The sequence below is a fragment of the Nocardioides sp. genome (assembly GCF_031422975.1).
In the GTDB taxonomy this organism is placed as follows: Bacteria; Actinomycetota; Actinomycetes; order Propionibacteriales; family Nocardioidaceae; genus Nocardioides.
This window is the reverse complement of the sequence record NZ_JANPEO010000345.1, coordinates 1-12,403: the sequence shown is the minus strand read 5'-3', so window position 1 is coordinate 12,403 and position 12,403 is coordinate 1. Positions and strand designations below refer to the sequence as shown.

The window sequence follows — 12,403 nt, the reverse complement described above, 5'->3', positions numbered from 1 at the left end:
CAGCACCTCGGACTCGACGACGTAGTCGACACCGAGGGACTGCAGGACCTGCTCCTCCACGAAGTGACCGATGCGGGCCTTGGCCATCACCGGGATCGACACGGTGTCGATGATGGAGTCGATCATGTCCGGGTCACTCATCCGGCTGACGCCGCCTTGGGCGCGGATGTCGGCAGGCACCCGCTCAAGGGCCATCACGGCGACGGCGCCGGCGTCCTCGGCGATCTTCGCCTGCTCGGCGGTGACGACATCCATGATCACGCCGCCCTTGAGCATTTCGGCCATGCCGCGCTTCACGCGCGAGGTGCCGGTCGAAGGGGTGGATTCGGGGGTGGTGGGGGTCTGCTCAGGCATGGCCCGATTCTATGACCCCTCGGAAGCGACGGCCGCAAGGGCCTGCCGCCGAACGAGCAGGATGCGCTGGAGCACCGTCACGGTGCTGGCCACGGCGAGCAGCCACAGGGCGGCCTCGTAGAGGATCGGCAGGTCGAGCACGTCACCGAGGAACGTCATCACCAGGATCGCCACGAGGCGATCGGCGCGCTCGGCGATGCCGGTCTTGGCGTTGAAGCCGAGGCCCTCGCCGCGGCTGCGGGCGTACGACGTGACCGAGCCCATCACCAGGCAGACCAGGGCCAGGCAGAGGTAGAGCCCGTCCTCGGCCTCCCACGCGAAGTAGAGGGCCAGCCCGGCGAAGATCGCGCCGTCGGCGATCCGGTCGAGGGTGGAGTCGAGGAAGGCGCCGAAGGTGTCCTTGCGACCCATCGTGCGCGCCATCTGGCCGTCGATCAGGTCGCTGAACACGAAGGCGGTGATGAACGCCACGCCCTGCCACAACATCCCCTGTGGGAAGAAGATCAGCGCCCCGGCGGACACGCCGATCGTGCCGACGAGGGTGACCGCGTCGGGGCTGATGCCGAGCCTGATGAAGAGCTTGACGAAGGGCTGCAGCACCACGCCCTGCCAGAAGCCCTTGAAGCGGTCAAGGACGGACTTGCTCAACAGATTTCCTTCGGGCACGGGCGCAGGCTACCCGTCGGTGAGGCGGTGGCAGATCTCGGCGACCGCCGTGGGCACCCCGGCCACGTGCCAGTTGACTCCGGCCACGTGCACGACCCGGGACTCCCCCCCGACACCACGGATGATCGCGGCGCCGGGCAACCGGTCCCAGTCGGGCACCGAGTGCTGGAAGAGCACGTCGCACTGGCCACGCGCGATCGCGACCGCGTCCATGGTGCCGGAGCCCATCATCCGCAACGTCGCGACGCCCGAGACCGCGCGGACGAAGGCCTCGCCGATCTCGCCGTCGTAGAACGGCGGATGGAGGTAGGTCGTCGCACACGACTCGCGCAGCGAGCGATCCGTCAGCCGCGCGAGCGGCTCCCGGTTGCGGGTGCCCCCCAGGGACGGCCCGCCGAGATAGCTGTCCCCCGTCGCGGGCTGGTGCACCGCCCCCAGGACCAGGTCGTCGCCGTCGACCAGGGCCAGCGCGCTGCACCACCAGTCGAGGCCACGGTGGAAGTTGTAGGTGCCGTCGACCGGGTCGATCACCCAGGTCCGGCCGCTGGTGCCCTCGTGGTCGGCACCCTCCTCCCCCACGATCGAGTCGTCGGGGCGCTCGCGGCGCAGCGTCGCCACCACCTGGGCCTCGGCGGCGTGGTCGGCAGCCGTGACGACGTCGGAGACGTGGGTCTTGGTCTCGGCGTCGAGGCCCTCGTCTCGCATCGCCGCGGCGAGGGTGCCGGCCTCCCGCACGAGCAGGGTGGCCAGCTGCGCGTCATCCACGTCGGGCAGGCTACCGGGGCGGCGTACTGTGACCACACGGAGCCATCCAGGCTTCCAACAAGGGAGCCCCGATGGCCGACAAGTCGCCACGGCAAGGCATGACCAAGAAGTCCAAGTCCATCAAGGAGAAGCGCGCGGACAAGCACGCGAAGGCGACCGGCGGCAGCGCCGCCACGGAAAGCCTGGGCAGCAAGAAGAAGTGACGCTCCTCAGTCTCGGCATCGTCGGCACGTCGACCAAGGAGAACGAGCACCGTCTCCCTCTCCACCCCGATCACCTGACCCGTCTCGACCCGCGCATCGCGGCCCGGACCACCCTCGAGCACGGGTACGGCGAACGGTTCGGCCGTAGCGATGCCGAGCTGGCCCAGCACGTGGCCGGCTTCGCGACCCGCGAGCAGATCATCACCGGCTCCGACGTGGTGGTGCTGCCGAAGCCCCAGCACGAGGACGTCGCGTCCATGCACTCCGGCCAGGTGCTCTGGGGCTGGCCGCACTGCGTGCAGGACCCGACGATGACGCAGCTCGCGATCGATCGCGAGCTGACGCTCATCGCGTTCGAGGCCATGAACCACTGGACCGCGGACGGCTACGTCGGGCTTCACGTCTTCCACAAGAACAACGAGCTCGCGGGCTACTGCTCCGTGCTCCAGGCGATGGAGCTCGTCGGTGTCACCGGCGACTACGGCCGTCGGCTGAGCGCGGTGGTCATCGGCTTCGGCGCGACCGCCCGCGGCGCGGTCACCGCACTGAAGGCGCACGGAGTCAACGAGGTTGCGGTGCTCACGACGCGTGGCGTCGCGGCCGTCGGCTCCCCCATCCACTCCGTGCGGATCCGCCAGTTCGACCACGACCCGGAGGACCCGAGCGTCAGTCACGTGATCACCGACCGTGGCCGGGTCCCGCTCGCGCCCTACCTCGCGGAGAACGACATCATCGTCAACTGCACGCTGCAGGACACCGCCGCGCCGCTCACCTACCTGCGCAGCGCCGACCTCGGCGCCTTCCGTCCCGGCAGCCTGATCGTCGACGTCTCCTGCGACGAGGCCATGGGGTTCGAATGGGCCACGCCGACGACGTTCGAGGACCCGATGTTCACCGTCGGCGACCACGTCAACTACTACGCGGTCGACCACAGCCCGTCCTACCTCTGGAACTCCGCGACCTGGGAGAACAGCGAGGCGCTGATGCCGTTCATCGAGACGGTGCTCTCGGGACCCGACGCCTGGTCCGATGACGAGACCATCAGCCGGGCCATCGAGATCCACGACGGCCGGATCCGCAACCCCGAGATCCTGGCGTTCCAGGGTCGCGCCGGGGCGCACCCGCACCCGCTCGCCCTGGGCTGACTCCGCACCTGGCCACAGCCGCCGGTCGGGCCACGCCCGATCGGCGGCACTCGTGCCTGCTCCTTCAGACCAGTTCAGGGACCCGAAGGTGAGCGATCGCAACCTCACACTCATCGATGTCGGTGAACTCCACACCGCGCAGCCGACTGCGCCGTTCGCGAAGCCCTCGGGCCATGTCGCGGGTGGCTTCCAGGTCCGCCCGCGTCTCGAACCTCGACGTGCCGCAGCACTGCCCGGTGGCTCGGTCGACCATCAGGCTCGCGCTGCAGAAGCCTTCCATGCCTTCCATGCTCGCCATCACGAAGTCCTTGAAGAAGTCGATGGTCGACTCGACGTCCGCAGGCTCGCAGCGGAGCCACGTGACACGGCACCACGACCCCTCCCGGGCATCGTGCTCGCGGTGCATGACCGCGATCTCCCACTCATCAACGGTGGCCTCGCCACCCATGATCTCGCAGGCCCGGTCCCGCATCGGACTCACCACGCCGTCCGTGGCCTGCATGGCGTCCTCGGACGACCAGGACGTGGTCGCAATGACACGACCGGTGTCCCGGTTGGCCAACAGGGACAGCCCCAAGCAGCCGTCCATGGCCGTGACTTCCGGCATGACGTCGTCTCGCACGTAGCGGATGCACGCGTCGATCTGGATGGGATCTCCGGCGATCGACGTGGAGCGTGCATGCATCACAGCGCACCTCCTCATCTTCGGGTGGCACCCCGGTGGCGCCACCGATCGGAGTCCAATCTCCTCCCGGTGGCCCACCGGCGCAAGGCCGCGCGTCCGCTACGTCGCAGGTCCGGCGGGCCAGGCGTCCGCGAGCAGGGCCCGGGTGTCCTCCAGCAGCTGCGGCAGGATCTTGGTGTCCCCGATCACGGTGATGAAGTTGGCGTCCCCGGACCAGCGCGGGACGACGTGCTGGTGCAGGTGGTCCGCCAACGACCCACCGGCCGCTCCGCCGAGATTGACGCCGATGTTGAACGCGTGCGGGCTGCTGACCGTGCGGATCACCCGGATCGCCTGCTGGGTCAGCGCCATCAGCTCGCCCGACTCCCCGGGCGTGAGGTCCTCGAGTTCGGCGACATGGCGATACGGCAGCACCATCAGGTGGCCTGGGTTGTAGGGGTGCAGGTTGAGCACGACGTAGGCCGTCACGCCCCGCGCCACCACGAGGTTGGTCACGTCGTCTCCGTGCGGGATCTGGCAGAACGGACACCCGTCGGCCGTGGTGTCCGAGCGGACATAGGCCATCCGGTACGGCGTCCACAGCCGCGCCAGCCCGTCGGGATCGCTCACGACGCGATCAGACCTGCTCGCGCGTCGCGACCGCCTGCTGGACCCGCTCGATCGCCTCCGCCAGCGGCACGCCGTTGTCCTGGCGGCCGTCGCGGTAGCGGAACGACACGGCACCCTTCTCGATGTCGTCGTCGCCGGCGATCATCATGAAGGGCACCTTCTGCAGCTGGGCGTTGCGGATCTTCTTCTGCATCCGGTCGTCCGAGGCATCGACCTCGACCCGCAGCCCGGCGAGCTTCATCTGGCGCGCCACGTCGAAGAGGTAGTCGTTGTGCTTCTCCGCGATCGGGATCGCCTGGACCTGCACCGGTGCGAGCCAGGGCGGGAAGGCTCCGGCGTAGTGCTCGACGAGCACCCCGATGAACCGTTCGATCGAGCCGAACTTGGCCGAGTGGATCATCACCGGCTGCTGGCGCGAGCCGTCGGCAGCGACGTACTCGAGGTTGAAGCGTTCGGGCGAGGGCTGGTTGAAGTCGTACTGGATGGTCGACATCTGCCAGGTTCGGCCGATCGCGTCCCGGGCCTGCACCGAGATCTTCGGGCCGTAGTAGGCAGCCCCGCCCGGGTCAGGAACGAGCTCGAGCCCGGACTCGGTGGCGACGTCGCGCAGGACCTCGGTCGCGAGCTCCCACTGGTCGTCGGAGCCGATGAACTTGTCCTTCTTGTCGCCCTCGGTCTCGCGGGTGGACAGCTCGAGGTAGAAGTCGTCGAGCCCGAAGTCCCGGAACAGGCCCAGGCAGAAGTCGAGCAGGTGCTGGATCTCACCCGGCGCCTGTTCGGGGGTGACATAGGAGTGCGAGTCATCCTGGGCAAACCCGCGGACGCGGGTGAGCCCGTGCACGACGCCGGACTTCTCGTGGCGGTAGACGGAACCGAACTCGAACAACCGGAGCGGCAGCTCGCGGTAGGAGCGCTGCCGGGAGCGGTAGATCAGGTTGTGCATCGGGCAGTTCATCGCCTTGAGGCGATAGTCCATGCCGTCCACGTCGAGCGCGGGGAACATCGCTTCGCCGTAGTAGGGCAGGTGGCCGGAGGTGTGGAAGAGCCCCTCCTTGGCGATGTGCGGGGTGCCGACGTACTCGAAGCCCTCCTCGATGTGGCGCTGCCGGACGTAGTCCTCCATCTCGCGCTTGATCACGCCACCCTTGGGGTGGAAGACCGGCAGACCGGAGCCGATCTCGTCGGGGAAGCTGAACAGGTCGAGGTCACGACCGAGCTTGCGGTGGTCGCGACGCTCGGCCTCCTCGATCCGGTGCAGGTGCTCGTCGAGCGCCTCCTTGGTCTCCCAGGCGGTGCCGTAGATGCGCTGGAGCTGTTTGTTCTTCTCGTCGCCGCGCCAGTACGCCGCAGCGGTCCGCATCAGCTTGAAGGCGGGGATCCGCTTGGTCGTCGGGAGGTGCGGACCACGGCACAGGTCGGACCACTTGGCCTCGCCGCTGCGGCCGATGTTGTCGTAGATGGTCAGCTCGGCGCCGGCGTCACTGGCGACCTCGACGCTGGCACCCTCGGTGTCGGCAGCACCCGCGCCGCCCTTGAGGCCGATCAGCTCGAGCTTGTAGGGCTCGTCGCGGAGCTCGTTGACGGCGTCGGCATCGGTGGTGACCCGGCGCTCGAAGCGCTGGTTCTCCTTGATGATCTTGCGCATCGCGGACTCGATCTTGACCAGGTCCTCGGGCACGAACGGGGTCTCGACGTCGAAGTCGTAGTAGAAGCCGTTCTCGATCGGCGGGCCGATGCCGAGCTTGGCCGCGGGCCAGATCTGCTGCACGGCCTGGGCCATCACGTGCGCGGTCGAGTGGCGCAGGATGTCGCGGCCGTCGTTGCTGGCGATGTCGACGCCCTCGACCTCGTCGCCGTCCTGGAGCACGTAGGCGAGGTCCTTGAGGTGCTTGTCGCTGGTCGAGCCCGTCGAGACCCGGGCGGCAACGACGTCGGCGTCCTCCTTGAAGAGCTCCCAGGCCTTGGTGCCCGTCGTGGTGTCCTGCTCCTCACGCTGGCCAGCGTGGATGCGGACGACCTTGATGTCGGACACGGGGATGCTCCTTGGGTGGTGTGGAACGGACGGGGTCGATGCTATCGGCCGCCGTCGGTGGACGGGTTGCGGACAGTCCGAAGCCTGCCCGGTCGATGCGGCCGAACGCCCGCAGGACGGGGCCGCTTTCGGCAATGTGGGCGACGTGGTGTTGGCTTGAGCCGTCACAACCACGAACTGTTGAGGAGAACCAGTGAACAAGTCCGACCTCCGCGACGCCGTCGCGCAGCACGCCGAGCTGACCAACGCCCAGGCCGACAAGGCCATCGAGGCCGTTCTGTCGTCGATCACCAGCGCCGTCGCCGGTGGCGACAAGGTCACGCTGCCCGGCTTCGGCACGTTCGAGGCCCGCCAGCGCAACGCGCGCACCGGCCGCAACCCGCAGACCGGCGAGTCCCTCGAGATCGCCGCGAGCACCGCCCCCGCCTTCAAGGCCGGCGCCGCTTTCAAGTCGGCCGTCAACAAGGGCTGATCACCGCATCGTCGCGCCGGACGGCGTGACCCTTCGGGGTCACGCCGTCCGCTGCATTTGGTCGCAGGACGCGACGAGTCACATCGGTGTTCACCTCGACGCCACCTGGGCGTCGGCGGAGAGCTGTTGACTCGCGGGCATGACTCTCACCCCTCAGCGCCCAGCCCTCCCGATGGCAGATCTCGTCCACGGCAACCGCAGCGCCGTCACCTGCCACCTTCGGTGTGGCGACGCCTGCTTCGTCGAGGCCCCCAACACCACCCGGACCAGCTACTTCCGCGACATCGCGGCCACCGCCCTGTCGCGCCGCAGCGTTCTCGGTGCTGCTGCCCTCGGCACGGTCGGTGTTGCCCTGACCAGCCAGCCGGCGGCCGCCCTGTTCAGCAGCCCGCTGCGCGCAGGCACGCCGGGCATGCCCAGCAGGGGCTCGCTCGACTTCGCGCCCATCGCCCCGGTGGCGAAGAACGTCGACGCCTTCACCGTGCCCGCCGGCTACCGCTGGGACCCGATCATCCGGTGGGGAGACCCGATCCTGCCGGGCGCGCCGGCATTCGACGCCACCGCGCAGACCTCCGCGAGGCAAGCCGGCCAGTTCGGCTACAACTGCGACTACCTCGACATCATCGTCACCGACCGCTTGGGCACCCGCGCCCTGCTCGTGGCCAACCACGAGTACACCAACGAGGCCATCATGTTCCCGCCCGATCTGGACCGTGCCGAGCTGATCCGGACCGCCTGGGCGGCCCATGGCCTCAGCGTCGTCGAGCTCCGCCGCAGGTCCGCGGGGGCGACGTGGACCTACGTCCCCGACGGCCGCCGCAACCGGCGGATCACCTTGGACACGCCGTTCACCTTCGACGGGCCGGCCGCGGGCTCCGACCTGCTCAGGACCGCCGCCGACCCGACGGGCCGCCGCGTGCTGGGCACGATGAACAACTGTTCGGGCGGCACGACCCCCTGGGGGACCGTCCTGTCCGGTGAGGAGAACTTCAACCAGTACTTCCTCGCCGCCGGCACGAGCACCACCGAGAAGCGCTACGGCCTCTCCGCCAGCGGCGACTCCCGGAACTGGCGCTCGGTCGACCCCCGGTGGGACGCGGTCGCCAACCCCAACGAACCGCATCGTTTCGGCTGGATCGTGGAGGTCGACCCGGAGGACCCTGCGTCCACCCCGGTCAAGCACACGGCGATGGGGCGCTTCAAGCACGAGGGCGCCAACGTCATCATCAACTCTGACGGCAAGGTCGTCGCCTACATGGGCGACGACGAGCGCTTCGACTACGTCTACCGCTTCGTCTCGCGCGATGCCTACCGCACCGGCGCCAAGTCGAAGGACCGCCGGCACAACCTCACGTTGCTCTCCCACGGCGACCTGTCCGTGGCCCGCTTCACCGGCGACGGCCTCGACGACGGCGTGAGCGACGGCACCGGCGAGTGGATCCCGCTGACGGTGGACGGCCAGTCGGTCGTCCCCGGCTTCACCACCGAGCAGGTGCTCGTCCTCACCCGGCTGGCCGCGGACGCCATACAGCCCACCAAGATGGACCGCCCCGAGGACGTGCAGCCCAACTACGTCAACGGCTACATCTACGTCGCGTGCACCAACAACACCGACCGCGGCAAGGTCGGCAAGGAGGGGCCGACCGAGCCCAACCCGCGCAACGCCAACAAGAACGGGCACGTCGTCGAGATCCGGCCGACCGCAGGCGACCACACCGCCTCGACGTTCGACTGGTCCCTGATCCTGATCTGTGGCGACGCCGCCACCGCCGGCACCTACTTCGGCGGCTGGGACGGCCCCGTCTCGCCCATCTCGTGCCCCGACAACCTCGCCTTCGACTCCGTCGGCAACCTGTGGGTCTCCACGGACGGCCAACCCTCCTCGATCGGCCTCAACGACGGACTGTTCAAGGTGCCGGTCGCGGGCCCCGAGCGCGGCCGTGTGCAGCAGTTCCTCGCTGTCCCGACCGAGGCCGAGACCTGCGGTCCGGTGATCCACGACCGGGACGGCTCGGTCTTCGTCGCGGTCCAGCACCCGGGCGAGGACGGCACCTGGGCCGCGCAGACCTCGCGCTTCCCCGACTACGTCCCCGCCGGCAGCACGGCGGCTCCCGGCGACTTCGCCGGCCCACGTCCGGCGGTCGTGCAGGTGACTCTCGGCTGATCTGTCAGGAATGGAGCAGCACGAGCGAGCTCAGCGCGACCAGCCAGGAGACGAAGCTGCCCACGAGGAAGTATTCGGTCAGCAGATGGATGCGCTCCTGGTCACGCCGTGACGACAGCTCGGGGAATCGCAGCAGCCCCTTGGCGGCCACCACGATGCTGGCGGCCGTCACCTGGCCGGCGAGTGCGAGCCCGAGGATGAAGACCCGCTCCATCGGCCCGAGCAGCCGGCCACCCTTGAGCTGCATCTCCGGGTCGTCCACCTGACCGTGCCTCGCGGGGTTGACGGTGTCGGTCGCTGCCAGCACGAGGCGGACCACGACGTTCCCGGTGCTGAGCTGTACGGCGAAGGCGCCGGCCACCACCAGGGCCCGATCGGCGTCCACGCCCTGGAGCACGGGAATCGGCGTGCCGCCCAGCCAGTCCCCGACCAGGCCGTCCGCGGCACCGGCCTGACCGGCGAAGCCGACCGCCAGCCCGACCGGGATGGCCAGCACGGCGAGCGGCACCCAGGCTGGGATCCGGCCGGCGAAGCCGCTGGTCACGGTCTGGCCCCAGGCGAGGACGGCCAGCGCGATCAGGACGAGAGCGACGAGATCGCGCCACTCGGTCAGCCCGGCGCAGAGGCCGACCAGGACCGCGCCGACCGCGCCGATGCACTCGGGCAGGATGCGCACCGGGCGCACGGAGTGGGTCAGGTCGGCCAGCGCCAGCCCGATCAGCAGCACGGCGAGCCAGCTCATGTCAGCTCTCCCATCAGTTCGTGCGCAGCCAGGATCGTCCCGAGCCCGTCGGCGCGCACCCGCTGGGAGACCGCTGACGGACTGATGCCCAGCTGCTCGGCCAGGTCACGCTGCGTCTGTCCCGCCAGCAGACCACGCAGCACCGACAACGACCGCGCCGACAGGCCGCTGACCAGCTCGTCGCGCAGCAACAGGCTGGCGTTGACGAGGGCCTCGTGGGCGGTCCGGTCCTCCTCGGACACCGAGACGTCCGCGACGTACGCCGTCCTCAGGGTGCGGGTCGCGGCCCTGGCCTGCGCCTGCTCCACCCGCTCGATCGCAGCCCTGGCGGCCCACCAGCCCGGGCCGTCCTCGACCCTTGGCGACGTGCCCAGCACCTCGACGTCACCGCGACCGATCCCGTGCCGGATGTCGCCCTCGGGGCGTAGCGCGAGCCGGACCAGCAAGGACGCGGACAGGGCGTCACCGAGGGTCGCGAAGACACCCTGGTACTCGTCCCCGACCTGCATCCGCATCGGCGTGGGCGGGGAGAAGGCGGCGTTGACCTGGTCCAGCGCGCGCTCGAAGCGCGCGTGCAACGCCTGCCGGTCGGCGGCGGTCCGGGACCCGATCAGGTCTCCGATCAGGGTGGTTGCGGTCATGGCTTCACCTCACAAGAAAGAAGAATATCACTTCACTGAATGCTAAATGAAGTTTAACTCTTCATTCTCTCCAGAACACCTTCTCCACCACTGCGTGGGCTCGCCGGGTGGTGCGGAGGTAGTCGTTGACCATCCGGTCCGAGTCGCCGGCGACGTAGCCGAGCACCCGCGCCACGGCTGCGCGCTCGGTGGCGTCGCGGGGCACCTGGTCCGACGGCTTGCCCCGCACCAGCGTGATCGCGTTGCGCATCCGGCTCACCAACCGCCAGGCGGCGGCCAGGATCTCCGCGTCCTCGCGCTCGATCAGCTCCGCGGCCACCGCCGCGTCGAGCGCCGCCAGGGTCTGGGTGGTCCGGAGCTCGGGCACGGCGCCGGCGTGGCGCATCTGCAGGAGCTGGACGGTCCACTCGACGTCGGCGAGGCCGCCACGACCGAGTTTGAGGTGCGTGTTGCGATCGGCGCCTCGCGGCAGCCGCTCCTCGTCGACACGGGCCTTGATCCGCCGCACCTCCACGATGTCGTCGGGCGCGATCCCCGCGGTGGGGAACCGCAGCGGGTCGATCAAGGCGGTGAACCGCTCCCGCAACGAGGCGTCGCCGACCACTGCGTCGGCCCGCAGCAGGGCCTGGAACTCCCACACGTGCGACCACTTCGCGTAGTAGGCCGCATAGGAAGCCAGCGTCCGGACCAGCGGCCCCTGTTTGCCCTCCGGTCGCAGGTCGGCGTCCACCACCAGCGGCGGGTCGGTCGCGGGCAGCGACAGCAGCCGCCGCAGCTCCCCCACCACCGCCTGCGCGTACGCCGCAGCGACCGGCGCTTCGGCTCCGTCCACCGGCTCGTGCACGAACATGACGTCGGCATCACTGCCGTAGGACAGCTCGAACCCGCCGTAGCGTCCCATCGCCACGATGGCCATGCGGCTCGGCTCCGCCTCGAGGCCGCGGCTCACGCGCACGGCGTCCATCGCCACGGCCAGCGTCGCTTCCAGGGTCGCGTCAGTGAGGCGCGAGAGCCCGGCCCCGACCAGCGCCACGTCGGTCTCGGCCACGAGGTCGCCGCACGCGATACGCAGGAGCTCTCGGCGGCGTACGGCGCGGATCGCGCGCACCGCCTCCACCGGGTCGCTCTGTCGGGAGGCGACGGACGTCATCTCGCTGGTGAGGGCCTCGGCGCTCAACGGAGACAGGTCGCCGCCGAGCATGCGCACTCCCTGCGGCTCGCGCTCCAGGAGGTCCGTCGCGTAGCGAGACGTGCCGAGCAGGTAGGCGAGCCGCTGGGCCACCTCGCCCTCGTCGCGCAGCATCTTGAGGTACCACGACGAGCGACCCAGGCTCTCGCTGAGCCGTCGGAAACCGAACAGCCCGGCATCGGGATCGGGCGAGTCGCCGAACCACGACAGCATCACCGGCAGCAGGGTCCGCTGGATGTCCGAGGTGCGCGACACGCCGCTGGTCAACGCCTCGAGGTGACGCAAGGCCCCCTTGGGGTCGTCGTAGCCGAGCGCCGCCAGCCGCGCCTCGGCGGCGTCCAGCGACAGCCGCGCGTCGTCCCCGGCGAGCTTGGCCACGGCCGCGAGCAGGGGCCGGTAGAAGATCTTCTCGTGCAGCCGCCGCACTTCGCGGCGGTGGTGCTTCCACCTCTTGTCGAGCTCCGCGACGGGCTCGGAGTAGAGCCCCAGCGACCGACCGAGGCGGCGCAGCGACGCCTCGTCCTCCGGGATGACGTGCGTGCGCCGCAGCCGATAGAGCTGGATCCGGTGCTCGAGCGTGCGTAGGAACGCATAGGCGTCGTGCAGCGCCTCCCCGTCCTCGCGCCCGACGTAACCGCCCTTGCTGAGCGCGGCGAGCGCACTCAGGGTGGTGGCCGACCGGATCGACGGATCGGCACGCCCGTGCACCAGCTGCAGGAGCTGGACGGCGAACTCC

At 69.7% G+C, this 12,403-nt stretch carries 12 protein-coding genes and 1 pseudogene; 4 read left to right on the top strand and 9 right to left on the bottom strand.

Translation table 11 applies throughout. The annotated features are described in order from the left end of the window. The 3 genes and pseudogenes from RMO85_RS10490 to RMO85_RS10480 all read right to left on the bottom strand — a co-directional run. Window positions 1–354 (bottom strand): annotated as a pseudogene (locus RMO85_RS10490) (pyridoxal 5'-phosphate synthase lyase subunit PdxS); the annotation flags it as partial. A 9-nt stretch (window positions 355–363) separates the two neighbouring features. Further along, complete coding sequence (pgsA, locus tag RMO85_RS10485; protein WP_310528672.1) at window positions 364–1,020, bottom strand: phosphatidylinositol phosphate synthase; 657 nt, start codon at window positions 1,018–1,020, stop codon at window positions 364–366. A 9-nt stretch (window positions 1,021–1,029) separates the two neighbouring features. Then, the gene (locus RMO85_RS10480; RefSeq protein WP_310528671.1) at window positions 1,030–1,785 is read right to left on the bottom strand and encodes an inositol monophosphatase; all 756 of its coding nucleotides are present in this window, start codon (window positions 1,783–1,785) and stop codon (window positions 1,030–1,032) included. Window positions 1,786–1,856: 71 nt separating this feature from the next. Between RMO85_RS10480 and RMO85_RS10475 the strand changes: the two genes are divergently transcribed. Both RMO85_RS10475 and RMO85_RS10470 read left to right on the top strand, forming a co-directional pair. Next, the gene (locus tag RMO85_RS10475) at window positions 1,857–1,988 is read left to right on the top strand and encodes a hypothetical protein (RefSeq protein WP_310528670.1); all 132 of its coding nucleotides are present in this window, start codon (window positions 1,857–1,859) and stop codon (window positions 1,986–1,988) included. Then, window positions 1,985–3,133 (top strand): N(5)-(carboxyethyl)ornithine synthase, encoded by a 1,149-nt coding sequence (locus RMO85_RS10470; protein ID WP_310528669.1) that lies wholly within the window; start codon window positions 1,985–1,987, stop codon window positions 3,131–3,133. The genes RMO85_RS10475 and RMO85_RS10470 overlap by 4 nt, the downstream gene beginning before the upstream one ends. A gap of 64 nt (window positions 3,134–3,197) precedes the next feature. On the opposite strand, the gene RMO85_RS10465 is transcribed toward RMO85_RS10470, so the two are convergent. From RMO85_RS10465 to thrS, 3 genes are all read right to left on the bottom strand, one after another. Then, complete coding sequence (locus tag RMO85_RS10465; RefSeq protein WP_310528668.1) at window positions 3,198–3,818, bottom strand: antibiotic biosynthesis monooxygenase; 621 nt, start codon at window positions 3,816–3,818, stop codon at window positions 3,198–3,200. A 99-nt stretch (window positions 3,819–3,917) separates the two neighbouring features. After that, window positions 3,918–4,382 carry an HIT family protein gene (locus tag RMO85_RS10460; protein ID WP_397203644.1) on the bottom strand — a complete coding sequence of 155 codons (465 nt, stop codon included), beginning with the start codon at window positions 4,380–4,382 and terminating at the stop codon, window positions 3,918–3,920. A 52-nt stretch (window positions 4,383–4,434) separates the two neighbouring features. Further along, window positions 4,435–6,459, bottom strand: coding sequence for a threonine--tRNA ligase (gene thrS, locus RMO85_RS10455; protein ID WP_397203640.1), 2,025 nt, complete (start codon window positions 6,457–6,459; stop codon window positions 4,435–4,437). A gap of 193 nt (window positions 6,460–6,652) precedes the next feature. On the opposite strand from thrS, the gene RMO85_RS10450 reads away from it, so the two are divergent. After that, window positions 6,653–6,931, top strand: a complete 279-nt coding sequence (locus tag RMO85_RS10450) for an HU family DNA-binding protein (RefSeq protein WP_310528666.1) — start codon at window positions 6,653–6,655, stop codon at window positions 6,929–6,931. A gap of 139 nt (window positions 6,932–7,070) precedes the next feature. Beyond that, a complete protein-coding gene (locus RMO85_RS10445) occupies window positions 7,071–9,095 on the top strand; it encodes a PhoX family phosphatase (RefSeq protein ID WP_310528665.1) in 2,025 nt (674 codons plus the stop codon). Between the two features lie 4 nt (window positions 9,096–9,099). On the opposite strand, the gene RMO85_RS10440 is transcribed toward RMO85_RS10445, so the two are convergent. The 3 genes from RMO85_RS10440 to RMO85_RS10430 all read right to left on the bottom strand — a co-directional run. Next, the gene (locus tag RMO85_RS10440) at window positions 9,100–9,837 is read right to left on the bottom strand and encodes a hypothetical protein (protein WP_310528664.1); all 738 of its coding nucleotides are present in this window, start codon (window positions 9,835–9,837) and stop codon (window positions 9,100–9,102) included. Then, window positions 9,834–10,478, bottom strand: coding sequence for a SatD family protein (locus RMO85_RS10435; RefSeq protein ID WP_310528663.1), 645 nt, complete (start codon window positions 10,476–10,478; stop codon window positions 9,834–9,836). Before RMO85_RS10435 ends, RMO85_RS10440 begins: the two co-directional genes overlap by 4 nt. A gap of 61 nt (window positions 10,479–10,539) precedes the next feature. Further along, on the bottom strand, window positions 10,540–12,403 hold a 1,864-nt coding region (locus RMO85_RS10430; RefSeq protein WP_310528662.1), incomplete at its 5' end, for a bifunctional [glutamine synthetase] adenylyltransferase/[glutamine synthetase]-adenylyl-L-tyrosine phosphorylase.